Genomic DNA, 24769 nt, shown 5'->3' on the forward strand with positions numbered 1-24769 from the left:
AGTGCCTGAAATTTTCGTCACTATGCCGTTATATCAGGCCATCCAGTCAAGGCTGAGGATCAAACGCCGCTCACCATTGGCCAAGGCCGGCGAACGATGGACCAGCCCGCATCCCTGATTACCAAGCCATTTCTCGCCCTTGAGCAAGGCCACCTCACCCTCGGCCAATTGGCGGATTGCCTCGGCATGCGGTTGCTCCCGAGCCAGTTGCGTACGGTCGATTGCACCTTCTCCCAGCCATTCACTGCCCGGCCCGGCGTAGGTGCTCAGCAAACGCAGAGGGACGTGATCGACATGAAACCGCGGGCACATGGCGTTGCCCAGCGCCTGCAGGCGCAAGCCGACTCGTCGGGCGTCGAGCAAGCAGGCGTAGGCAGCCACCAGCCAGGCAACGTCGGTAACAAACGCCACATGGCCTTCCAGGTCGGCATACCCGCCCAGCAAGCCACTGAGGTCCGGCAACTGTTGTTGCTCATCCAGCTCGATGACCCGGCTTTCACCCAGTGGCTGGTTCAGCGACAGCAGCAAGCGGGCAAAGTCTTCGATCTGCACCGGCAAGCGGCGCTGCCATACCGCGAGATTGACGCCATCCTGCAACGCCTCGGTGAGCACTTGAGGCGTTTCGCCGAAGGCCTGGCGCATCACGCCGCGTCCTCGTCAAACCACGGGCCGAACGGGTCGGGCAGTTGCCGCCAACTGTTCACGCCTGCGGCCATTTCTGCATCGTCGAGCAGGCAGCTCGAGAGCTCGGCATCGAGCCGGGCGAAGTCGATATTCTGACCGATGAATACCAGCTCCTGGCGGCAATCACCACACTCTGCAGTCCAATTCTTGAAGATCTGCGCGCTGCTCTGTTCATCCTGCGGCCACTGCTCACGGGGTACGAAGCGCCACCAGCGCCCGGCAAAACCGTGGCGCATCATGCCGCCGGCCTGCGACCAACTGCCGGCATCCTGGTGCTTGCTGGCGAGCCAGAAGAAGCCCTTGGAGCGCAGCAACCGGCCGTTGTCCCAGGGCCTGTGGATAAAATCGTAAAAGCGCTGTGGATGCAGCGGCCGGCGCGCTTGCCAGGTGGTCGCGGCAATTCCGTATTCCTCGGTTTCCGGCACGTGTTCGCCGCGCAGTTCCTGCAGCCAGCCAGGCGCCTGGGCGGCGCGGTCGAAGTCGAACAGACCGGTGTTGAGGATCTGCTGCAGCTCTACCTGACCCATGACCATCGGCACGATCTGCGCCTGGGCGTTAAGGCTGTGCAAGATCGCGCTGAGCTCTTCGCGCTCGGCGCTGCTGATCAGATCGATCTTGCTCAACAGAATCACGTCAGCGAACTCCACCTGCTCAATCAAGAGGTCACTGATCGAGCGCTCGTCTTCGTCACCAAGGGTTTCGCCGCGGCTGGCCAGGCTCTCGGCCGCCTGATAATCACGCAGGAAGTTCAAGCCATCGACCACCGTGACCATGGTGTCCAGGCGCGCCTGATCGGCCAGGCTGCGGCCTTGCTCGTCACGAAAGGTAAAGGTTTCGGCGACCGGCAACGGCTCGGAGATGCCGGTGGACTCGATCAACAGATAATCAAAACGCCCCTCGCGGGCCAGGCGTGCGACCTCTTCAAGCAGGTCTTCGCGCAGGGTGCAGCAGATGCAGCCGTTGCTCATCTCCACCAGCTTTTCTTCGGCGCGGTTGAGACTGACGTTGCGCTGCACCTCGCTGGCATCGATGTTGATTTCGCTCATGTCGTTGACGATCACCGCGACCCGCAGGTTGTCGCGGTTTTTCAGCACGTGATTGAGCAGAGTACTTTTGCCGGCACCCAGAAAGCCGGAAAGCACAGTGACGGGAAGACGGTTGGGCATGGGGGCTATCCTCATCGGGGCGAGTGCATTCGAACGATGCATTGCGCAATGTTATATTATAACAATACAATCTCGCCAACCCACTTCGCTCAGAACATGACCAAAGGCCGACCTGGAAGATGAAATCACGTTGCCTTTTTGCCTTCGCTGCATTGCTGCTGTGCGAATCCGCCGTTGCAAACGGCGCGCCCCTCAGCAACGGCCTGGCACTTTGTACCCGCAGTGCAACCTTGCTTGCCTGCAGCGATGCCCAGGGCAATTACTACAGCGTGCAAACCCAGGGCAGCACCACCTACCTGCGCGGCTTCGAAATGGAGGGCCGCCGACTGTGGGCACAAACCAATAGCCGCTACGGCCAGCTGACCTTCTTCACAGGCGTGGCGAGCAACGGCGAAACCTGGGTCGGATACAGCCAGCGTGTGGGCTGGACCACCTTGAACAAGGTCTCCAGTTCCAGCGGGCAGCGTTTCAATCTGCGCTGCAATCGTCTGAGCGGCTGCCAATAGCCTTCTTGAAAAGTGAACCCCTGATGAGCGTTTTCACCCTTCCTGATATCGCTGCCCAAGCCACCACTTCCCAATTGCCATTGGATTGGGTCGGCATGTGTGGCATTGCCCTGCCGCTGCAGATCGATGGGCAGATATTGCCAGCAACAGCCGACGCGGGCGTCAGCCTTGATGATGGCGCCTCCCGGGGCATTCACATGTCACGCTTGTACCTGGCGCTGGAAGCCCTGGAGCATCAACCCTTGAGTCCGGCGCTGATCAATGAAGTTCTGCTGGGTTTTCTCGACAGCCACATAGGCCTTTCCGCCAGTGCGTTCCTGACCCTGCGATTCGAACTGATGCTCAAACGCCCTGCGCTAATCAGCCCCTTGGCAGGATGGAAAGCCTATCCGGTTACTCTGGATGCGCAGATAAAAGACGGAGTGTTCCACGTGGAACTATTTGTCGATGTGGCGTATTCCTCCACCTGCCCCTGCTCAGCCGCCTTGGCTCGGCAGCTGATTCAACAGCAATTCATCAGCGATTTTGGCAATCGCAGCTTGAGCCATGAAGCGGTCTTGAGTTGGCTGGGTAGTGCCGAGGGTATTGTGGCCACGCCCCATAGCCAACGCAGTGCGGCAAAGCTGCAGGTTCGTCTGCGCCCAGGGGTTAACGAACTGCCGATAGAAACGCTGATCAACCAGGCCGAGAGCGCCTTGGGCACCGCTGTTCAAACTGCGGTAAAGCGCGCCGATGAACAAGCCTTTGCCTTGGCCAACGGGCAGAATTTAATGTTCTGTGAAGATGCCGCCCGGCGCTTGAATGTGGCGCTGAAAACCCTGCCGTGGCTCAGCGGCTTCAACCTGCGTGTGGAGCATGCCGAAAGCTTGCATGCCCACGACGCAGTCGCTCACAGCCAATGGCGATGGTGAGGCGCTTCAGCTACGCGGTTTAACCATACCGCAGTCATTACCGAGCCACACTGCCCGGGTGTTCATACTGCCCTGCTGCTGCACACCGGACGCGTTGAAGGTACCGTTGACCTGGGTTGTGAACTCACGATCGCTGACGAACGTGGCTTCCCCATTGCCTTGGGCTTTCGGGCAGCTGAAGGTGAACTTCCAGACATTGCCGGTGCGCTCGGTGATCTTCTGGGTACAGCCAGACTTGGGATCCTGCAGCGGGATGTCATTGGTTTTTACCTGCTCCGGCGTCAGGCAAGAGCGCACACCTTGACCGGCGACGCTGATCCCTTGCTTGGCCAGGCCACCTTCGATCATCGCCCGTTGCTCCGGCGGCAGGTTCTTCAACTGACCGAGCATGAAGCCCATGTCTGGAAGCGGCTTGCCATCAACCTGCATGTTGCTGGTGGTCAGCTCCCAAAGGCCAGGTTGCAACATCTGCGCATGCACCAACGGGCTTGCCAGACCGAACATCAGTGCCAGCAGCGGCAGACGATTTTTCATGTAGTGACTCCTCGAAACTCCAGCCCCAAGCTGGAACACAGCTTAGACGTCAATTTGTGCTTTCGGTTGCAAGTGCTGCCATGAACATGCTCTGTTAGGGGTAGAGCCTTCGGACAGCAGGATGCGTATGGATTACCACAGCCCGTACTTCTTCGGTTACCTCATTGGCGTGATTCACTTGCTCGGGGCAATCGCCGCCTTGCACGCGGTGTTCACCGTACGCACCGCCCAGGGGGCAATTGCCTGGGCCTTATCGCTGCTGTTCATTCCCTACTTCACCCTTATTCCCTACCTGGTGTTTGGCAGCCGTACCTTCGACGCCTACATCCAGGCCCGGCGCCAGGCCAACCGTGAAATGCACGTGGCCATGGCCGATCTCAACTGGCGACCCTGGGTCGAAGAGGCCTTGGCAGCCCGCAATTCAGAATCCTATGGCGCGCTGCGGGCGATGCCCAAGCTGGGACGCATGCCGTGCCTGGCCAACAATCAGGTGCGTTTGCTGATCGACGGCAAGGCTACTTTCGACGCTATCTTTCACGCCATTGCCGGCGCACGCGACACGGTGCTGGTGCAGTTTTTCATTATTCACGACGATAAACTGGGGCGGCAGCTACAGGCCCTGCTGCTGAAAAAGGCCACCGAAGGCGTCAAGGTCTACGTGCTCTACGACAGCGTCGGCAGCCATGCCCTACCCTCTGCCTACAGCCATAAACTGCGTGCAGGCGGCGTCAATATCCGCGCTTTCGCCACTCGCCGCGGCTGGTTCAACCGCTTCCAGGTCAACTTTCGCAACCACCGCAAAATCGTCGTGGTCGATGGCCTGCAGGGTTTTCTGGGTGGCCACAACGTTGGCGATGAGTACCTGGGTGGCAATCCCAAGCTCTCCCCTTGGCGTGATACTCACGTCCAGGTCAGCGGGCCAGTGCTGGCCTGCCTGCAGGAATCGTTCGCCGAGGACTGGTTCTGGGCGTCGCGCCAACTGCCGCCCTTGATCCTGCCGGACACCTACCCGGAAGATGGCGTGCTCTGCCAGGTATTGGCCAGCGGGCCGGCCGATCCGCAAGAAACTTGCTCGCTATTCTTCGTCGAAGCCATCCACTCGGCGCGCGAACGCCTGTGGATCACCAGCCCCTACTTCATCCCTGACGAAGCGGTGTTCGCAGCCCTGCGCCTTGCAGTGTTGCGCGGGGTAGATGTGCGCATCCTGATTCCTTCGCGTGCAGACCACCGTATCGTCTACGCCGCCTCCAGCCTGTTCGCCTTTGAGGCGGTGCGCGCCGGGGTGCGGATGTTTCGTTTCGAACCTGGATTCCTGCATCAGAAGGTGGTGCTGATCGACAACGAGATCAGCGCCATCGGCAGCGCCAACCTCGACAACCGATCGTTTCGCCTCAACTTCGAGATCATGTTGCTGACCGTAGACCGCGCATTTGCCGATCAGGTCGAAGCGATGCTCAGCCATGACTTCGACCAATCCCGGGAAATCACCGCCGAAGACAGCCGCGATACACATCGCCTGCAGCAGCTGGGGATGCGTATCGCCCGGCTGATTTCGCCGATTCTGTAAGGTGCTTTAACGGTAGAAGTCTTCGCGGGTCAGCGGCAAATCGTGGCTGCCATCGGCAAAGGGTTTGACCGCAAGGATCTGGTGCAAATTGATCCAGCCCCTGGCAAAGGCATAGGAGCAACCAGCCAGGTACAGGCGCCAGATGCGCAGGGCTTTCTCTGGCACCAGCGCGCCAGCCTTGTCCAGCTGTGCTTCGAGGCGGTTGCTCCAGTGCTCGAGGGTGCGCGCGTAATGCAGGCGCAGGCTTTCGACGTCGACAATCTCCAGCCCCGCTTCACTGATGCGTGCACTGATCATCGACAGGTGCGGCAGCTCGCCATGGGGGAACACGTAGCGCTCGATGAAGCTGCCCGCGCCGCGCCCGACCGGTCGCCCGTCGGTGTGCCTGGCGGTGATGCCATGGTTCATCACCAGGCCACCTTCGCGCACGGCGCCAAACAAGCGCTGACAATACAGCGCCAGGTTGGCATGACCCACGTGTTCAAACATGCCGACACTCACCACCTTGTCGAAGCGACCGTCCTGGGGCAGGTCGCGATAATCGAGTATCTGCAGCTCAACCTGCCCTTCCAGGCCATCGGCCTTGACCCGCTCACGGCCGAGTTTGAGCTGCTCTTTGCTCAGAGTGATGCCGAACACCTTGGCACCGAACTCCCTGGCTGCGTAGCGCGCCAGCCCGCCCCAACCACAACCGACATCCAGCAGGTAGTCGCCCTTCTTCAAGCGCAGCTTGCGGCACAAGTGCTCGAACTTGTTCTGCTGGGCTTGCTCCAGGGTGTTGGTGGGCGATTTGAAATAGGCGCAGGAGTAGGCCATGTCGCTGTCCAGCCACAGCTGGTAGAAGGCGTTGGACAGGTCGTAGTGGTAGGAAATTGCTGCCGCATCGGTAGCCTTGTCATGCTCGGTGCGCACCGGCTGATCGTCTTCTTCATCCTTGAGCAAAGCCACGCTAAGTTCGTCACAGACGCGGATCACCTCACTGATGGAGCCCTCCAGTTCCAGCTTGCCTTCGACGAACGCTGCCCCCAACTCATCCAGGCTTGGATGGGTCAACTGAGTAATCAGCTGCGGGTCCTTGACCAGGATGGTCACCTGCGGCTTGGGCCCCAGATCGAACGCATTGCCATCCCAAAGTTTGAGTCGCAGTGGCAGTCGCAGGCTTTGCAGAACAGGTGGAAGTTGCGCAAGCATGAAATGAGCCTCCTTTTTTAATCGGACGTCTGCCCAAAAGGGTAGTTCATCTGCCGGAACTTTCAGCTTATGCCGACCATAGTCTGAGCCTATCTAGCCCGTTGCAGACCTTGCGCCGGGGGCTGGAACCTACGATTTATTGTATACAATCGAGCGATTTGCAGATTAGTCTTGGCGCCATTGTCGATTCTTCATCCTGGAGTACAACAATGAAAACCTATGATGTAGTAATCATTGGCGGCGGGCCTGGTGGGTACAACGCGGCTATTCGTGCCGGTCAACTGGGCTTGAGCGTGGCGTGCGTGGAAGGTCGTTCGACCCTCGGCGGCACTTGCCTTAACGTCGGCTGCATGCCGTCCAAGGCCCTGCTACATGCCTCCGAGTTGTATGAGGCGGCGGTTGGCAGCGAGTTCGCCAACCTCGGCATCGAGGTCAAACCGACCCTCAACCTTGCGCAGATGATGAAGCAGAAGGATGAGAGCGTCAGCGGCCTGACCAAGGGTATCGAGTTCCTGTTCCGCAAGAACAAGGTCGACTGGATCAAGGGCTGGGGCAAGCTCGATGGTGTTGGCCGGGTCAAGGTGACCGACGACCAGGGCGCGGTAACTGAGCTGGAGGCCAAGGACATCGTCATTGCCACTGGCTCCGAACCGACGCCGCTGCCTGGCGTGACCATCGACAACCAGCGCATCATCGACTCCACCGGCGCCCTGGCCCTGAGTGAAGTGCCCAAGCACCTGGTGGTAATCGGCGCCGGGGTCATCGGCCTGGAGCTGGGTTCGGTGTGGCGCCGGCTGGGCAGCCAGGTGACCGTGGTCGAGTACCTCGATCGCATCTGCCCCGGTACTGATGAAGAAGCGGCAAAAACCCTGCAACGCGCCCTGGCCAAGCAAGGCATGAAGTTCAAGCTCGGCAGCAAGGTCACCCAGGCCAGCGCTTCAGCGCAAGGGGTGAACCTGAGCCTGGAGCCTGCCGCAGGCGGCAGCGCCGAAACCCTCGAGGCCGACTACGTACTGGTTGCCATCGGCCGGCGCCCCTATACCCAGGGCCTTGGCCTGGAAAGCGTCGGCCTGGAAACCGACAAGCGCGGCATGCTCGCCAACCAGCACCACCGCACCAGCGTCCCGGGGGTGTGGGTAATTGGCGATGTCACCTCCGGGGCGATGCTCGCGCACAAGGCCGAGGACGAGGCTATCTCCTGCATCGAACAGATTGCCGGCAAGGCCCACGAGGTCAACTACAACCTGATTCCGGCGGTCATCTACACCCGTCCGGAACTGGCCAGCGTCGGCAAGACCGAAGAGCAGCTCAAGGCCGAAGGCCGCGAGTACAAGGTCGGCAAGTTCCCCTTCAGCGCCAACAGCCGGGCCAAGATCAACCACGAGACCGAAGGCTTCGCCAAGGTCCTCGCAGATGCCCGTACCGATGAAGTATTGGGCGTGCACCTGGTTGGCCCAAGCGTCAGCGAGATGATCGGTGAGTATTGCGTGGCCATGGAGTTCAGCGCCTCGGCTGAAGACATCGCCCTCACCTGCCACCCGCACCCGACGCGCTCCGAAGCCCTGCGCCAGGCGGCGATGAACGTCGACGGCAAGGCGATGCAGGTCTGATCAGTCAGTCCGGTCGAACGGATGAAGCCGGCCTTCAAGGCTGAAGGCCGGCTTATCCACAATCAGGCCAGGGCAGCCTGTTGGTTTTCCACAGCCAGCAGGTCAAAACGCGAGGCCAGGAACGGGGTGATATCCAGCGGCAGGGTTTCCTGGTTCACGACCTTGTCGATCAGCACGCCAGTGATGGCCGAGGTAAGGATGCCGGTGCGAAAGTGTCCACAGGCATTCACGTAGCCACTGACTTCGCTGACCGGCCCCAGGATCGGCAGCTCGTCCGGCGAGCCCGGGCGCAAGCCGGCCCAGGTGCGCTTGAGGTTGATCTGCGCCAGCTCCGGCACGCAGCGCACCGCGCCCTGAACCAGGCCGTTGATCTCCGGGAAGGTGTTGCTGACGTCGAAGCCTTTGTCTTCGGTGGTGCTGCCGATCAGGATCTCACCGTTGTCCTTCTGCGCCATGTAGCAGTCGCTGGTGGTCAGGCAGCCTTGCAGCAGCTTGGGCATGCGCTCGGTGAGGATGATCTGGCCTTTGACCGGCTTGACCGGAATCCGCAGGCCCGTGGCCCACTCGCTCAAGTCTGCGGCCCAGGCGCCGGCGGCGTTGATCAGGGTATCGCAGTGAAAGGTGCCCTCTTCGGCGGTTTGCACGCCGCTGACCCGCGAACCCTGATGCAGCACACCCGTAATGTTGGTGTTGTGGAACAGGTCGACACCGTTCTGGCGCGCCGCCTCCATATAGGAATCAGCCAGGCGGAACGGGCTGACCTGGTGATCGCAGAGAAACTCCAGGGCACCATGGGCCTCATGGCTCACCGCAGGTTCGGCCTGGCGCAGGGCATCGCGGTCGAGCCAGCGCACCTGGTCGGCCAGGTGCGGGATCTGCGCAACGATGTGCTCGGCGTAGAGGCGGTCTTCATCGTCGTAAATCACGTACTTGAGGCCCGTGCGCTCGAACTTGAAGTCCATGCCGTGGCGCTCGATCAGCTCGCGGTGCAGCTGTGGATAAAGTGCGTTGGACTGCAAGGCAAAGTCGAAGAACGACTGCGGCAGGATGTGCGGCGTGCTCGAATCCACCGCCACTGCCGCGCCATGGGCTTCACGCTTGTGCTTGGCCGACATCATGCGAAAGAAGATTACCCCGCAGCCCAGGCCCACGGACTCACCAATGGCCCACAGGCCGCCGGCAGACGCGCGGGTGGCATTGCCCGGGCGCTTGGCATCGATCAGGGCGATCTTCAGGTTCTTGCGTTTGGACAGCTGGTAGGCGCAGGACGCACCGATCACACCGCCACCGGCGATGACCACATCATAGGTTCTGTTCATGCTTCAGGCTTCCGTGCCGAGTTGCTGGAATGCAGAGAATGGAATCGGGTCGATCGGGAAACGCGGCCGCAGCCAGCCGACATCGGCGCGTCCGGTCGCTTCGCGCAGGCGATCGCTGCAATAGCCGACGCACATGCGCCCCTGGCAGTCGCCCATGCTCACCCGGGTGCGCATCTTCAACCCGGCCATGTCCTCGACGCCCTGCTCCAGGGCGCGATCGATGTCGCTGCGGGTGACATGCTCGCAACGACAGATCACCGTGTCCGCCTGCGGCAGCTCGATCTGCTTGGTGCCGCGGTGGGTGTAGCGCTCTACCCCGGCGCGAAAGCGTTTGATCGCTGCCAGCTGGCCGAGGTATTTCTCGCGCAGTTCGATCGCCTCTTCTGCGTTGAGTACCTCCTGCTGCAGCAGGATCGAAACAGCCGCGATGCGCCCGGTGAGCATTGCCGCCTCACCACCACGGATGCCGCCCATGTCACCGGCCAGGTGGATGTGCGGCTGGCTGCTTTGCTGCCAGACGTTGCTTTCTGGACGCAGGTAGCCGTCTTCGTTGAAGCCATGGTCCAGGCCCAGTTGCTGGCTGAGCTGGGTGCGCGGGATAAAACCGTAGCCCACCGCCAGGGTTTGCGCCGGCTCGCGCTGGGCGCGGGAAAGGTCCGGCTGCCAATCGTCACCGTAGGGCGCCACGGTCACTTCAGCCAGCTCACCCTCACCCTTGGCTTCGACAATCCCCCAGCCGTAGTACATGGGGATGCCGTTGAGCTTCATGTAGCCAAGCATGCTCAGGCCATCGAGGAACAGCTGCGGCTTGTTCATCAGCGCCAGACTTTCACGGGCAATCTTGCTGAACGGGCAGGCTTCATAGACGCCGGCAACCTTCGCCCCGGCCGCGTGCAACTGGCAGGCCACCAACGGCAACAACGGCCCGGTGCCAGCGATCACGGTACTGCCCAGGGGTTTGACCACACCGCTTTTGATCTGCAACTGAAGCCCGCCGAGCAACATCACACCCGGCAAGGTCCAGCCGGCAAACGGGACGTTGCGCTCGTGGCAACCGGCCGACAGCAACAGATGGGAAAAATCGATTTCGTGCAGGGTTTCTTCGCCATCGAGTACCATCAGGCGCTGCTCGTCCCCACCGACCACACGGCTGTTCAGGCGCAGGTCGATGCGATCGGCGCAGGCGGCGAAGTCCTTGTGCAGTTTTTTCAGCGCCTTACTGTAGCGGGCACCCAGGTAGCCCAGGTCGACGCCGCTGCGCAGCGGTCCGCGAAACACCACGCCACCCGGGCGTGAGGCTTCATCAAACAACAGGCTCGAGACACCGTGCCTGGCCAGCTCGATCGCCGCTGCCATACCTGCCGAACCACCACCGACAATAACTGGACGCAAGCTCATGGTGCCTCCTGCCCGGCAAAACGGTTAGTCCCGGTTTCGACCCGCATGCCCGGCTGTACCTCGGTTTGGCAGGCGCGGCGCTTGGGCCGGCCGTTGATCGACACCAGGCAGCAATGGCACACGCCCATGCCGCAGAAAGCGCCGGTCAATTGTTGGTGATCGTTAAGCGCCACCTGGCGCAGGCCCACGGCGTTAAGCACGCTGAGCACGGTTTCACCGGCAGCGACCGCCACCGCCTGGCCGTTGAGTTCGATGGTCATGTCCGCCCGCGACAGGGGCTGGATATCTAGCTTTCGCTCCAGAGTCTGCATAGCTTTTCGTCCGTGAAAAAGAAACATGGACTGCGCACACTAAGCCAAGCGCGCGTCAGGACTATTGATCCAGGCCAGCTAAAGGGTCCGATTGCCGGACAAACTGGCAGTACTGCGCTCAGGCAATCGTCATGGACGCTGTCATCCACACTCGTGGCACAGCTGTACATCAGGCACAACATTTGACCAGTTGCTCCCTGACAGTGACAGGATCGAGGGTCCAGGTGTCCATGTCGATCAGGCCCTCTTCGGTGAGGCGAACATGCAGCCGGTCCAGTACACGATCCAGGGTGCCATCGTCACGCCAGTCGCGAAAACGTTGATACACCGTCGACCAAGCGCCAAAGCGTTCCGGCAAGTCACGCCAGGCTGCGCCAGAGCAAAGAATCCAGAAGATGCCGTTGATCATCTGCCGGTCGTCATTACGAGGCCGGCCGGTCTTTTGTGTGGTTGAAACCAGATCCATGATCAATATCCACGCCGCATTGGGGAGTTCGTAGCGCCTAACCATTCGGGGCCTCCTGCCACTCGGGTTTACTTGTTGGTTACCAGGGAAGCTCTAATTGAATATCGTCCTGGATCTTTCTTTTGACCTTTACCGACAACCCGATCAAACGCACCGAGCGGCCCTCGCGCCTGGTGTCCCAGAGCAACCGGCACAGGGTGGTCACTGTCTCCTGACTGAGGGTGTTGGAAGCCGCCTCGGTCGACGAAATCGAGAAGTCCGAGAACTTGAGCTTTACCAGGTTTTTGATGATCAGGTAGTCATCGCCCATTTCGGAAATGCGTTCCCTCAGACCTTCCAGCAATCTGTCCAGCTCTTGCAGGCAGCTGGAAAAATCGTGGCAATCGAAGGGGAGTGTTCGTTCAATACCAATCGACTTGATGTGGGTTACTCGCTCTTCCTGCTCTTCTATTCCCTGACATCGCTCCCACACATAAAACCCATGCACGCCGAGGTAGCGCATGAGCAACGGGATTTTCTCTTCGGTGACGTGTTTGCATTGCCGACAGCCCAGGTTCTCAAGCACGGCGTAAGTTTTGGGACCAACGCCAGGAATCTTGCGTACATCAAGTTCATCGAGAAAGCCGCGGACATCCTTGGGCACGATGACAAACAGGCCATTGGGCTTTTGCACCTCGGAGGCGATTTTTGCCAAGTACTTCAACGGCGCGACTCCGGCAGAAGCCGTCAGCCCCAGCTCCTGCTCGATCGCAGCACGGATGTGCATGGCCATATGAGTTGCCGAGCCGTTGAATGCAGACTGACCGGTGACCTCGAGCGACGCCTCATCCAGTGACAGGAACTCAACCTTGTCGGTATAGCGTCGGAATATTGCATCGAGCCTTCGAGTCACGGCTTCATACACTTCAAACCGGGTCGGCAGCAGGACCAGATCCGGGCAGAGCCGTTGTGCCGTTGCAGTGGCGATACCACTTCTTACTCCATATTCCCTGGCCAGGTAGTTCGCAGTGCTGATCACCCCTCGCTCAGCCGCTGTCCCGCCCACGGCCACAGGGCGCCCAACCAGGTGCGGAGCATCCAGAAGTTCTACTGAGACAAAGAACGAGTCCATGTCGACATGGATGAATTTGCGCTCGTTCGTACCTTTGGTTGATTCCACCAATGGCGCCCTTGCACCTTTCAACATCAGCCAGTGGCCAGAACGTGAACCTGCAGGCTCACGCTGGCGTCATTGTTAAGGCATTGGTATACGCCTTGAATATGCGGAGCAAATTCCGGGTATTGGTTACTCAGTGCTTCAATGGCGCTCAGGTAGCGAATCAACGAGCTGTTCCAGCGTTCCCCAGGCGCGATGCACATAACCCCCGGCGGGTAAGGGATTACGCCTTCTGCGGCAATACAGCCTAAAGCTTGTTCGAGTGCGACCAATTGGTAGTTACCACGGATGAAAGCCTGCTGCGCCGCATAGGGCGTCAACTCGGCCTGCGCCGACGTCACCGAACTGAAAATGTCTGATTGCAGTTGCTCAATCTGATACTGCGAGAACAGGGTGTTGATGGCGCAGCACAATTCGCGCAGCGATAAATCGTTATAGCGAGCTTGGCCGCTTGCCAGTGAAGGTAACGCCTCAGCCACCGGGACTTCACCCTCAATCATCTGCTCAAGTTGCGCCAGCGTGTGCGCCAGGCGAGAGAGCTGCGCAGCCTCGGTAGAGGGCGAAACCAACAGGGTAACGTTGTAGAAGTCAGATTTCTCCGGAGTGAAATTCATCTCGCGCAGGTAGGCGGTGACGATACTCGCTGGAATAGCGGGCAACCCGCCCTGCTCGTCAGTGTGCAACTTGCGCGTTGTAAAGATGACCTTGCAAGGGTCCAGGTAGTGCAAGTCAGACTCGATCGGGCTGGCCCCCAGCGTCTCGTGGCGAACCGGTTGAAACACTTGGGCATACACCTCCAGCGATGTATCGCCCTGCCCCGCCGGCAACCGCCTGTCGCCATAGTAAGGCTGAATAACACGGCAACGCTGGGCAACCTCGCGCCTGAAACCCATGGCCATTGCCACTGCCGCACTCCACGCGCGCTTGCCGTTGCCATTGGCATGGATCGCGGCATTGACTTCCAATGACATCAACAATGGATAGAACGGGCTGGTCGAGGCGTGCAGCATGAACGCGCTGTTGAATACCGATCGTGAGCAGTAGCGTGGCTGGTTACGTATGTGACTGTCTTTTTTATGGATCTGCGAGGTCTGGGACAGGCCTGACATCTGCTTGTGGACCGATTGCGTGACGATGATCCCCGGGCAATCCGCCGTCAGGGCAATGTTCAACGGCGAGCGCTGCGCCAGTAGCTCAACAAAAGGTTCGTAGCCCAACCAGGCGGAATCGAAGAGTACGTAGTCACACAGGTGACCAATCCGTTGCAGCAGAGCAGCGGCGTCGACCACAACGCCATCGCAGGTTGCGTGCTGAACAACTGCCAGACGAAATGGGCGCTGCTGCCGCGCCTTGGACGGATCGATACGGGCCGCCTTCAGGCGTAGTTGTTGCTCATCCAGGGCATGTCTTTTGTAGCCACCCAGCACGCCACACCCATCGCGGAAATTATCGAGGTATACCGGCCTGGCGGCACTTTGTACCAATGCGCCCAGGTACACCGACTTGTGGTTGTTGCGATCCATCAATACCAGATCGCCCGCAGCCAGCAACGCGCTGGTGACGACTTTGTTTGCGGTGGAAGTACCATTGAGCACGAAGTAGGTTTCATCGGCGTTGAACACTTCTGCGGCCAGCCGTTCAGCCTGGGCCACCGGACCTTCATGGCTGAGTACGTCACCCAGCTCGGGAGCCGCGTGCGGCACATCGACCTTGAATACCTCGCTGCCAAGCAATTGCTTGAAGCGCAGCCCGGCCGGATGCAGGTCCAGGCACTGGCCGCCCTGATGCCCGGGGCAAGCAAAGGTAGGCCGTTTGCGCGAGACAAACTCTGCGACTGCCGAGGTAAAAGGTGGCAGTGAAGCCAGGTCAAATGCCTTGGCAGTTTCAACTACCCGCGCAATATCGTGCGCACTCAGCGGTACCTGGAGCAAGGTTGGTTGAAGATCCGCAAGCACTGCCGGAAGTGCAGCGTACCCGTTGCCATGGAGCACAAACAGTGGCGTGCCCCAGGCCGCGACGCAATCGACCACATCTGCCGACAGCGCATCCTCAACGCACAGCACCAACGCCGATGCTGACGCCAACTGACCGCGCCCTGCAAATGTCCCAAGCGCCACGCCGGGAAGTGCTTCAATCCCGACTGCCGCACTACAAACAATCCTTGTCTGTAACATCTTTTTTTGCGCTCCAACCTAGCGGTGCAATACACAGCATGAACGTCATGCCAACAAACGTAGCCGGCCCCACAAGCAGAAACATAAGGCTGGCGATCAGCCCGGACACTGCATCACCAATAACCGCCGTGAAGTAGTACAGGGAAAAATTCTTGCCGACTTCATTGGGACTGGACAGCGTCTGGATATTGGTAATGATGGCAATATCAACAAAGGCGCCGACAAAACCCACGCACAGCAACAGAACTATAAACAGGTACGTATTGAACTGCAGGGCGACGGCAGCCAGTAAAAATAGCCCGCCATACAGTAACCAATAAATAATCACCGAGCGGGCGGTGGTTGACTTGTTGAGTGTTACATACAGCATGCCACCGATAACCGTACCGAAAGCCAGCAGGGAAAAGATATACCCCACCGCAGCCTCGGACTGAAAATGGTCCATAACCGATGCCGGCAATATGAAGCGAATAACCGACGTGGCAAACATTGCACACACGGTGGTGCAACAGATCACGGTAAACAGGGGTGTATTGAGCTTGCGTAAACTACCCACGCTGCGTGTGGTGTCCTTGTAGATTGCCCAAACATCGAAGCGCCCCTTCGAAGTTGTCACGCTCGAGACCAGGGTGGCGCTACAGGCGGCCGACAGCAACAAACTGACCGAGAAAAACGCAAACGCATAACTGGCATCGAGCACGATCGAAATCAGTGAAAATATCAACGGTCCGATAATCGAAGACACATCTTCGATCACTTGCACCCCGCTGTTTACCGACGCCAGATGGCCGTCGTCCACTATATCGGGGAAATAGGCACGAAAGCTCGGCGTGTACAGGCAATCAAGTGCGGTCATCACCATCGAGGCGATAATAACCACCGCCACCGTGGCCTCGGCAAATTCAAACAACACAAACAGCAGTGCGGCCACTACGCTTTTTAAAAGTTCTGCCGAAATCAGTGTGTGTTTTTTCTGCCGATGGTCTGCTAGCCAGCCACCAATCGGCGAAAACAATGCACTGGGCAAGTAACGAAAAAAGTACACCAGGCCAATCAGCAAAAAGTCGGCCTCAGTCAAGGTCACCACGGCCACTGCAAAGGCTGTTTCGAAAGCAAACTCACCGCATTTTGAAAAAAAGTAGGCGGCTGACAGCCGTTGTGTACCGTGGTTTAACGCTAGTGCCTGCATATCCATTGCCTGCTGGGTGGTTCTAGCCTGCGGAGTAGATTAACTCGTCCCGAGTAATGTCGCGTCCGTTGGCATTAAGCTTCTCGAAGACTATCTTTTTCAAGATGTTTTGTTCACTTTCAGGAATTAAGTAAAACATAATGTTGCTGTACCATAACCAACCCAGCCTGGTCAGTTCGAAGGTCGCATCCGTTTCAACTATCAGGTCGGCCTTGACCAGTTCCTGAACCCTGTCCAGTAGCCCTTGCGGCATCTGGCTCATCGCCACTTTGGATTTTTCGATTTCGCCGTGATACGGCAGGCGCAGTACCAGTGGCTTGACCAGATCAAGCACCGGAGCATGCTGGCTGACCTGGCAGACATAGTCACCTTCGGTCATCTTGGCGATGTATTGCTCACGCAATGAGGTGTTGGTAATCACATTTTCAGCCACCGACGAGATGGCGCCGACGCCGAAGCCCAGCAGGTCATGGTTTGTATAGCCATAGACGTGCTCGTGGTAAATGAACGAGTAGTCGCGGGTGATCAGAGGCGACGCTGCGCTCGCCTGGCGCACGTAGCCATGGCCGTTATACGGGACAAAACCCTTGTGGCGCATATGCTCGTCAATCATCAGCTTCATGTTCAGCTTGCGCATGGCCGGGAACACTTCCGCCGTACGCTCCCTGATTTGCTTGTGCAGCTTTACCGAGGTGGCGACATTGTTGATCGGGTAAATGTCGATGTTGCTCAGGCCCAGTTCGACCGCTTTGTCGATGTCACACAGGGTCTGGTTTTCGTTACTGCCGTTCATCCCATACATGATGTCGCACAACACGTGCCTGAAGGTCGGCACCAGCAACGCGGCGGCGCGTTCGATTTCGCGGATGTCCTCATTCAGGTTAAACAGCTTGCGCCAGGTCGGGTCGATGGTCTGCAAACCGAAGCGGGCATGGGTCACGCCAATGTCCGCGAGTGCAAGGGTGCGTTCTCGGGTGACACTGGTGATATTGAACTCGAAGGAGAACTCTTCCACCGTCGACATATCGAAGTAGTGGTGTAATGCCTCACCGATGTCATAGATATTCCGCGGCGACAATAGCGACGGCGTTCCCCCGCCAAAGAAAATGGCCCTGACCGGTACTGCCTTGAAGTCGACCAAGCGCGATTTGTACTCAATTTCCTTGATCAGCGCCTTGGTGTAACGGTTAATATCCTCTTCGTTTTTGTACAAGCCGCGGGTAAACGGGCAGAACGAACAGATCGCTTCACAGAACGGAATATGAAAGTACAACGCCCGTGAGGTTGATTGGCTGTTGGCATGGTTCAGCAGCGTCGTCAGTTGTGTTTCACTGGGGCGAAACACGTCCAGTGATTGCGAAGGAAAAAAGAAATTGTACAAGGGGAACTGGTAATCGAACTTGACCATTCCGTTATTGACAAGTTTCATTCACCACCCCTTCTTCCACAAGCACATGACTGCCGCGCAGCAACGTGCGCGTCGTTATCTGCACTTCGTTGCCGAAGAAGCCTTGAATGCCTTCATTGATTGAGACATTGTTGGAACCGCAGGTATAAACGTCGATGCTGATGTAATGAGTTTCCGGGTAGGTGTGGTAGGACAGGTGCGACTCAGACAACAAGTACAGACCGGTAACGCCTTCACCTCCGGCACTGAACTTGTGCGTCAAATGGTCCAACACCGTGAAACGCGAACGTTGCAAGGTACCGAGGAAAAAGTTATGCAACGCCGGCGCGTCCTTCAACAAGCGTGCATCAGCACCGGTAATATCCCAAATAGTATGATAGCCAAAGTCGTCCATGAAGGTCGTTGCTCCTGTCCCTGAGAGGCCGAGTAAGTACAATTAAAAAGAGGGGGAAATTTCTTTCCCCCTCTTTTATCACGCTCTTACCACAAGCAAACACCCTTGGTGGTAACGCCAGTCACTTCAGTTTGAAACAGGTCAATTGCAGAGTTCATAATACATTCCTTGTTTACGATTTTGAGTTGGCCTGTAACAGCAGGCGTCACAAAACTAGCAGGAAGTATTTCGCGGAAAAGTCGAAATTTGTAAATAAATCTTTCTAAGCGAGTTACACTTTAAATATCGCCGACGTTTCCAAACAATTAGCTAACGTGCTGCCTTCAAGATGCTCCATGGAAATGGGCATTGGCTACCGCTCCACTCACAGTGAAGTAGTCCTTTTCGCACAAGCATAGGCGGGGAAGAAGATGCGAAAAAAAGTGTGTCTGACGCGAGGTCGAGTATTTTTCTGGCACGCCGAATCGCTCACGTAGCACAAAAAACCGAACGATTGGCTACGAACAAGCGAGTCGATTTCAGCACTGCTGATCAACAGGCAGCGTCCGGAATCAGCCGCTGCCTGAGAATCAGAAACCAGGCCCCTGCTCCCATCACTGTCAGGAAAAGGGACCAGGCACAGCACTCGTTACTCGACAGTTACCGATTTCGCCAGGTTACGCGGCTGGTCAACGTCGGTACCCTTGAGCACAGCGACGTAGTAAGACAGCAACTGCAGCGGAATGGTGTAGAGGATCGGCGCCAGGGCGTCGATGATGTGCGGCACGGCGATCACGTGGGTGCCTTCGCCATTGCTCATGCCTGCCTGTTCGTCGGCGAAGACGATCAGCTCGCCGCCACGGGCACGCACTTCCTGCAGGTTGGACTTGAGCTTTTCCAGCAGCTCGTTGTTCGGCGCCACGGTGACTACTGGCATGTCGCTGTCGACCAGCGCCAGCGGGCCATGCTTGAGCTCACCGGCCGGGTAGGCTTCGGCGTGGATGTAGGAGATCTCTTTGAGTTTGAGCGCACCTTCCATGGCTACCGGGAATTGCGCGCCGCGGCCCAGGAACAGAGTGTGGTGCTTGTCGGCGAACAGTTCGGCGGTCTTCTCGACGATCGCATCCATGGCCAGGGCTTCGCCCAGGCGAGTTGGCAGGCGACGCAGCTCTTCCACCAGCTCCGCTTCGACGCCTGCAGCCAGGGTGCCGCGCACCTGGCCCAGGGACAGGGTCAGCAGCATCAGCGAGACCAACTGGGTGGTGAAGGCCTTGGTCGAGGCCACGCCGATTTCCGGGCCGGCCTGGGTCAGCAGGGTCAGGTCCGACTCGCGCACCAGCGAGCTGATGCCGACGTTGCAGATCGCCAGGCTGCCGAGGAAGCCCAGCTCCTTGGCGTTGCGTAGGGCCGCGAGGGTGTCGGCGGTTTCACCCGACTGCGAGATCGAGACGAACAGGGTGTCCGGCTGCACCACAACCTTGCGGTAGCGGAACTCGCTGGCGACTTCGACCTGGCAAGGGATACCGGCCAGGCTTTCCAGCCAGTAACGGGCAACCATGCCGGCGTGGTAGCTGGTGCCGCAGGCAACGATCTGTACATTGCGCACCTTGGCGAACAGCTCGGCAGCTTGCGGGCCGAAGGCCTGGACCATGACGTGGTCCTTGCCCAGGCGGCCTTCCAGGGTGCGTTGCACCACGGTTGGTTGCTCGTGGATTTCCTTGAGCATGAAGTGACGGTAGGCGCCCTTGTCGGCAGCTTCGGCACCTTCGTGGTACTGCACGGTCTCGCGCTGCACTGCAGTGCCGGCGACGTCCCAGATGGTGACCTGGTCGCGGCGAATTTCGGCGATGTCGCCCTCTTCCAGGTACATGAAGCGGTCGGTAACCTGGCGCAGGGCCAACTGGTCGGAAGCCAGGAAGTTCTCACCGTGGCCCAGGCCGATTACCAGCGGGCTGCCGCTGCGAGCGGCCAGCAAACGGTCAGGCTGCTTGGCGCTGATCACGGCCAGGCCGTAGGCGCCATGCAGTTGCTTGACTGTAGCCTTGAGGGCATCGGCCAGGTCCGGCAAGGTTTTGAGGGTGTGCGCCAGCAGGTGAACGATCACCTCGGTGTCGGTCTCGGAGCTGAAGACGTAACCCAGGCCCTTGAGCTGTTCACGCAGTTCTTCGTGGTTCTCGATGATGCCGTTGTGCACCACTGCCAGTTCATGACCAGAGAAATGCGGGTGGGCATTGTGTTCGGTTGGCGCGCCGTGAGTCGCCCAACGGGTGTGGGCGATACCCAGGTTGCCAGCCAGCGGTTCGGCGGCAACGGCGGCTTCCAGCTCGCTGACCTTGCCGATACGGCGACGGCGCTCAAGGTTACCCTGCTGGGTGAAGACGGCCAGACCTGCGCTGTCATAGCCGCGGTACTCGAGGCGCTTGAGGCCTTCGATCAGAATGGTTGTGATGTTACGTTCGGCGACGGCACCAACGATTCCACACATTATTCATGCTCCTGGGTGATAGCGGCGCAAATCACGTTGATGCCGCGGGCTTCAATCTGTACGCGTGCCTCATGGGGCAGGCGCTCATCGGTAATCAGGGTGTTGACGCTGCTCCAGGGCAGCTCAAGGTTGGGAATCTTGCGCCCGACCTTGTCGGACTCGACCATGACGATCACTTCCCGGGCGACTTCAGCCATCACCCGGCTCAGGCCCAGCAGTTCGTTGAACGTGGTGGTGCCGCGCGCCAGGTCAATGCCGTCGGCGCCAATGAACAGTTGGTCGAAGTCGTATGAGCGTAGTACCTGCTCGGCCACCTGGCCCTGGAACGATTCGGAATGCGGGTCCCAGGTACCGCCGGTCATCAACAGTACCGGCTCATGCTCCAGCTCGCTAAGGGCGCGGGCCACATTCAACGAGTTGGTCATGACCACCAGGCCCGGTTGATGACCCAGCTGCGGGATCATCGCGGCGGTGGTGCTGCCGCTGTCGATGATGATGCGGGCATGTTCGCGGATACGGCCTACGGCAGCCTTGGCGATCGCTTGTTTATAAAGCGAAACCGGCTGGCCCTGTTCGGTAAACAGTTCCTGCGGCAGGGTCACTGCCCCACCGTAGCGGCGCAACAGCAGGCCATTGGCTTCGAGGGCTGCGAGGTCCTTGCGAATGGTCACTTCGGAGGTTTCGAAACGCTTGGCCAAGGCGTCGACGCTCACCTCGCCCTGCTCATTGAGCAAAGCCAGGATGTTATGACGTCGTTGGGGGGTGTTACGTTTCGACATGGCGCGCTTAAGTTTCGATTCGAAAGATAATGATGCCAATCAAAACCTATAGTGGCTGATGCGTCAAGAACAGCGGAGAAAAAATTTTCCTGTGAATAACTTGCATAGCAGCAAAATTTTATCCACAGAACGAAAAAGGCCGACTTATGCACAATGCAGTCGGCCCTTTCTATTAGCTGTGAGTAACTCAGCTCTTTTTGAGCTTCTCCGGCCGCTTCCAGCCATCAATGTTGCGCTGACGCGCACGACCGACTGCCAGCTGCGCCGCCTCGACGTTCTGAGTAATGGTCGAACCGGCGGCAGTGGTAGCGCCGTCGAGGATATCCACAGGCGCGACCAATGAGTTGTTCGAACCGATGAACACGTCTGCGCCAAGTACTGTCTTGAACTTGTTGGCGCCATCGTAGTTGCAGGTGATGGTACCGGCACCGATGTTGGTGCGTGCGCCGACCTCGGCATCGCCCAGATAAGTCAGGTGACCGGCCTTGGCGCCTTCACCGAGGTGGGCGTTCTTCAGTTCAACAAAGTTACCCACATGGGCGCGAGCGTCGAGAACGCTGCCAGGGCGCAGGCGGGCAAACGGGCCGGCATCGCTGCCCTCACCCATGATTGCGCCTTCCAGGTGGCTGTTGGCTTTGACCACCACGCCTTTGCGCAGGGTGCTGTTCTTGATCACGCAGTTCGGGCCGATGACCACGTCGTCTTCGATCACCACGCGGCCTTCAAGGATCACGTTGATATCGATGAGCACATCGCGACCAACGGTCACCTCACCGCGCACATCGAAGCGCGCCGGGTCACGCAGGGTCACACCCTGGGCCATCAGACTGCGGCCTGCGCGCAACTGGTAGTGACGCTCCAGCTCGGCAAGCTGACGACGGTCATTGGCGCCCTGCACTTCCATCGGGTCCAGCGGCTGCTCGGTCGCGACCACCAGGCCATCGGCTACAGCCATGGCGATGACGTCAGTGAGGTAGTACTCGCCCTGGGCGTTGTTGTTCGACAGACGGCCCAGCCAGTCAGCCAGGCGCGCGCCCGGGACGGCGAGAATACCGGTGTTGCCTTCCTTGATGGCTTTCTGTGCGTCGCTGGCATCTTTGTGCTCGACGATCGCTGCCACCTGGCCCTGCGCATCACGGACAATACGGCCATAACCGGTCGGATCATCGAGGGTCACAGTCAGCAGGCCGAGCTGCTGTGGGGTGACCTTGGCAAGCAGGCGCTTGAGGGTATCGACTTCGATCAGCGGAACGTCACCGTAAAGGATCAGTACGGTTTCGGCGCTCAACGCCGGCAGTGCCTGGGCGACGGCGTGGCCGGTACCCAGTTGCTTGTCCTGGAGGACAAAATTAAGGTCATCGGCGGCCAGGCGCTCACGTACCAGCTCCGCACCGTGCCCGATCACCACATGAATGCCCTGCGGCTGCAACTGGCGGGCGCTGTGGATAACATGGCCGAGCATGGAGTCGCCGGCGACCGGATGCAGTACCTTGGGCAGCGCCGAGCGCATGCGGGTACCTTGGCCGGCGGCGAGAATTACGATATCGAGAGACATTGACTGGCTACCAATCCTGGAAGGTCAGCGCTGTGACCAGAAGAAGAAATTCGGAAAAAGAAAAAGGGTAGCCGAGGCTACCCTTTAACTCAATCGCAACAGAAAGTGATCGGCGAGTGCCGGTTACTTCATTTTGCGAATTTGCTGGACGGTACGCAGCTGGGCTGCGGCCTCGGCCAGACGTGCGGCAGCGGCGCCGTAGTCGAACTCCGCGCCTTTTTCGTTCAGGGCGTTCTCGGCAGCCTTGAGGGCTTCCTGAGCCTGAGCTTCATCCAGGTCGCTGGCACGTTGCACGGTATCGGCAAGCACCTTGACCATGTTCGGCTGAACCTCGAGGAAACCACCAGAGATGTAGAACACCTCTTGGGCGCCACCCTGCTTGGTCAGCGTGATCGGACCTGGCTTCAGATTAGTGATCAGCGGGGCGTGGCCTGGAGCGATACCAAGATCACCCAGGTTGCCGTGCGCAATCACCATCTCGACCAGACCGGAGAAAATTTCCCCTTCCGCGCTGACGATATCGCAATGGACTGTCATAGCCATCTGCTTGCCTCAACCTGATTAGCGCCCCTTGCGGGGCGCCGGGATTACAGTTTCTTGGCTTTCTCGACGGCTTCTTCGATGCTGCCGACCATGTAGAACGCTTGTTCTGGCAGGTGGTCGTAGTCACCTTTGAGGATGCCGCTGAAGCCTGCAATGGTGTCTTTCAGGGAAACGTATTTGCCTGGAGAACCGGTGAAGACTTCGGCCACGAAGAACGGCTGGGACAGGAAGCGCTGGATCTTACGAGCGCGCGATACCAGCTGCTTGTCGGCTTCGGACAGTTCGTCCATACCGAGGATGGCGATGATGTCCTTCAGCTCTTTGTAGCGCTGCAGAACATACTGAACGCCACGAGCGGTGTCGTAGTGCTCGTTGCCGATCACGTTCGGGTCCAGCTGGCGCGAAGTCGAGTCCAGTGGATCGACCGCTGGGTAGATACCCAGGGAGGCGATGTCACGGGACAGTACGACGGTAGCGTCCAAGTGGGCGAAGGTGGTCGCTGGCGACGGGTCGGTCAGGTCGTCCGCAGGTACGTATACGGCCTGGATCGAGGTGATCGAACCTTCCTTGGTCGAAGTGATACGCTCTTGCAGAACGCCCATCTCTTCAGCCAGGGTCGGCTGGTAACCTACTGCCGAAGGCATACGGCCCAGCAGTGCGGATACTTCGGTACCGGCCAGGGTGTAACGATAGATGTTGTCGACGAACAGCAGAACGTCGTTACCTTCGTCACGGAACTTCTCAGCCATGGTCAGGCCGGTCAGCGCTACGCGCAGACGGTTTCCTGGTGGCTCGTTCATCTGACCGTAGACCAGCGCTACCTTGTCGAGAACGTTGGAGTCCTTCATCTCGTGGTAGAAGTCGTTACCCTCACGAGTACGCTCACCCACACCGGCGAACACGGAATAACCGCTGTGCTCGATGGCGATGTTACGGATCAGTTCCATCATGTTTACGGTTTTGCCTACACCGGCACCACCGAACAGACCGACTTTACCACCCTTGGCGAACGGGCAAACCAGGTCGATAACCTTGATGCCGGTTTCCAGCAGGTCGTTGCCGCCTGCCTGGTCAGCGAACGAAGGAGCGTCGCGGTGGATACCCCAGCGCTCTTCTTCACCAATCGGGCCAGCTTCGTCGATCGGGTTACCCAGTACGTCCATGATCCGGCCCAGGGTCGCTTTACCGACTGGTACGGAGATGGCTGCGCCGGTGTCTGTAACGTCCAGACCGCGCTTCAAGCCTTCGGTCGAGCCCATCGCAATGGTACGAACCACGCCGTCGCCCAGCTGCTGCTGAACTTCCAGGGTGGTTTCCGCGCCTACTACTTTCAGCGCGTTGTAAACACTCGGCACGGCGTCACGTGGGAATTCCACGTCGATGACGGCGCCGATGATTTGAACGATACGTCCGCTACTCATAGCTGGATCCTCTGAATATTTGA

At 58.8% G+C, this 24769-nt stretch carries 21 protein-coding genes and 1 pseudogene; 4 read left to right on the plus strand and 18 right to left on the minus strand.

The window, feature by feature from the left end; translation table 11 throughout:
• Positions 1–33 precede the first annotated feature (33 nt).
• Entirely contained in the window at positions 34–642 is a 609-nt protein-coding gene (locus tag LOY22_RS26710) for a DUF1826 domain-containing protein (RefSeq protein ID WP_258595566.1), read from the minus strand.
• On the minus strand, positions 642–1850 hold the full coding sequence (zigA, locus tag LOY22_RS26715; RefSeq protein WP_045199451.1) for a zinc metallochaperone GTPase ZigA: 1209 nt from the start codon (positions 1848–1850) through the stop codon (positions 642–644). The genes LOY22_RS26710 and zigA overlap by 1 nt, the downstream gene beginning before the upstream one ends.
• 119 nt (positions 1851–1969) lie before the next feature.
• Between zigA and LOY22_RS26720 the strand changes: the two genes are divergently transcribed.
• Positions 1970–2356, plus strand: coding sequence for a hypothetical protein (locus LOY22_RS26720; protein ID WP_045199449.1), 387 nt, complete (start codon positions 1970–1972; stop codon positions 2354–2356).
• Positions 2357–2379: 23 nt separating this feature from the next.
• Complete coding sequence (gene folE2, locus LOY22_RS26725; protein ID WP_213602850.1) at positions 2380–3267, plus strand: GTP cyclohydrolase FolE2; 888 nt, start codon at positions 2380–2382, stop codon at positions 3265–3267.
• A gap of 6 nt (positions 3268–3273) precedes the next feature.
• Here folE2 and LOY22_RS26730 read toward each other — a convergent pair whose 3' ends face one another.
• The gene (locus tag LOY22_RS26730) at positions 3274–3801 is read right to left on the minus strand and encodes a DUF3617 domain-containing protein (protein ID WP_258595568.1); all 528 of its coding nucleotides are present in this window, start codon (positions 3799–3801) and stop codon (positions 3274–3276) included.
• Between the two features lie 127 nt (positions 3802–3928).
• On the opposite strand from LOY22_RS26730, the gene cls reads away from it, so the two are divergent.
• The gene (gene cls / locus LOY22_RS26735; protein ID WP_258595570.1) at positions 3929–5368 is read left to right on the plus strand and encodes a cardiolipin synthase; all 1440 of its coding nucleotides are present in this window, start codon (positions 3929–3931) and stop codon (positions 5366–5368) included.
• A gap of 6 nt (positions 5369–5374) precedes the next feature.
• Here cls and cfaB read toward each other — a convergent pair whose 3' ends face one another.
• Entirely contained in the window at positions 5375–6559 is a 1185-nt protein-coding gene (gene cfaB / locus LOY22_RS26740; protein WP_093377830.1) for a C17 cyclopropane fatty acid synthase CfaB, read from the minus strand.
• Positions 6560–6768: 209 nt separating this feature from the next.
• Between cfaB and lpdA the strand changes: the two genes are divergently transcribed.
• Positions 6769–8169, plus strand: coding sequence for a dihydrolipoyl dehydrogenase (lpdA, locus tag LOY22_RS26745; protein ID WP_258595572.1), 1401 nt, complete (start codon positions 6769–6771; stop codon positions 8167–8169).
• Between the two features lie 62 nt (positions 8170–8231).
• Here the strand turns inward: lpdA and hcnC are convergent, their stop codons facing one another.
• The 14 genes and pseudogenes from hcnC to atpD form a co-directional block, all read right to left on the minus strand.
• The gene (hcnC, locus tag LOY22_RS26750) at positions 8232–9488 is read right to left on the minus strand and encodes a cyanide-forming glycine dehydrogenase subunit HcnC (protein WP_093377819.1); all 1257 of its coding nucleotides are present in this window, start codon (positions 9486–9488) and stop codon (positions 8232–8234) included.
• A 3-nt stretch (positions 9489–9491) separates the two neighbouring features.
• On the minus strand, positions 9492–10886 hold the full coding sequence (hcnB, locus tag LOY22_RS26755) for a cyanide-forming glycine dehydrogenase subunit HcnB (RefSeq protein WP_213602843.1): 1395 nt from the start codon (positions 10884–10886) through the stop codon (positions 9492–9494).
• The gene (gene hcnA / locus LOY22_RS26760) at positions 10883–11197 is read right to left on the minus strand and encodes a cyanide-forming glycine dehydrogenase subunit HcnA (RefSeq protein WP_093377810.1); all 315 of its coding nucleotides are present in this window, start codon (positions 11195–11197) and stop codon (positions 10883–10885) included. Before hcnA ends, hcnB begins: the two co-directional genes overlap by 4 nt.
• Before the next feature lie 196 nt (positions 11198–11393).
• Positions 11394–11708: pseudogene (locus tag LOY22_RS26765) on the minus strand (transposase); the annotation flags it as partial.
• A 34-nt stretch (positions 11709–11742) separates the two neighbouring features.
• Positions 11743–12822 (minus strand): DNA polymerase IV, encoded by a 1080-nt coding sequence (dinB, locus tag LOY22_RS26770; RefSeq protein WP_249744387.1) that lies wholly within the window; start codon positions 12820–12822, stop codon positions 11743–11745.
• 26 nt (positions 12823–12848) lie between these two features.
• Entirely contained in the window at positions 12849–14993 is a 2145-nt protein-coding gene (locus LOY22_RS26775) for an ornithine decarboxylase (RefSeq protein WP_213602841.1), read from the minus strand.
• Entirely contained in the window at positions 14968–16182 is a 1215-nt protein-coding gene (locus LOY22_RS26780) for an MFS transporter (protein WP_093377795.1), read from the minus strand. The genes LOY22_RS26775 and LOY22_RS26780 overlap by 26 nt, the downstream gene beginning before the upstream one ends.
• Positions 16183–16204: 22 nt before the next feature.
• Entirely contained in the window at positions 16205–17611 is a 1407-nt protein-coding gene (locus LOY22_RS26785; RefSeq protein WP_258595585.1) for a coproporphyrinogen-III oxidase family protein, read from the minus strand.
• A complete protein-coding gene (speD, locus tag LOY22_RS26790; RefSeq protein ID WP_045199423.1) occupies positions 17595–17984 on the minus strand; it encodes an adenosylmethionine decarboxylase in 390 nt (129 codons plus the stop codon). The genes LOY22_RS26785 and speD overlap by 17 nt, the downstream gene beginning before the upstream one ends.
• Before the next feature lie 628 nt (positions 17985–18612).
• The gene (gene glmS, locus LOY22_RS26795) at positions 18613–20448 is read right to left on the minus strand and encodes a glutamine--fructose-6-phosphate transaminase (isomerizing) (RefSeq protein ID WP_093377784.1); all 1836 of its coding nucleotides are present in this window, start codon (positions 20446–20448) and stop codon (positions 18613–18615) included.
• On the minus strand, positions 20448–21227 hold the full coding sequence (locus LOY22_RS26800; RefSeq protein WP_045199419.1) for a DeoR/GlpR family DNA-binding transcription regulator: 780 nt from the start codon (positions 21225–21227) through the stop codon (positions 20448–20450). The genes glmS and LOY22_RS26800 overlap by 1 nt, the downstream gene beginning before the upstream one ends.
• Positions 21228–21414: 187 nt before the next feature.
• Positions 21415–22782, minus strand: coding sequence for a bifunctional UDP-N-acetylglucosamine diphosphorylase/glucosamine-1-phosphate N-acetyltransferase GlmU (glmU, locus tag LOY22_RS26805; RefSeq protein ID WP_093377778.1), 1368 nt, complete (start codon positions 22780–22782; stop codon positions 21415–21417).
• Positions 22783–22905: 123 nt separating this feature from the next.
• The gene (locus tag LOY22_RS26810) at positions 22906–23325 is read right to left on the minus strand and encodes a F0F1 ATP synthase subunit epsilon (protein ID WP_045199415.1); all 420 of its coding nucleotides are present in this window, start codon (positions 23323–23325) and stop codon (positions 22906–22908) included.
• A gap of 44 nt (positions 23326–23369) precedes the next feature.
• Positions 23370–24746, minus strand: coding sequence for a F0F1 ATP synthase subunit beta (atpD, locus tag LOY22_RS26815; protein ID WP_045199413.1), 1377 nt, complete (start codon positions 24744–24746; stop codon positions 23370–23372).
• Positions 24747–24769: the final 23 nt, after the last annotated feature.

The organism is Pseudomonas sp. B21-035, from assembly GCF_024748945.1.
Lineage (GTDB): Bacteria > Pseudomonadota > Gammaproteobacteria > Pseudomonadales > Pseudomonadaceae > Aquipseudomonas.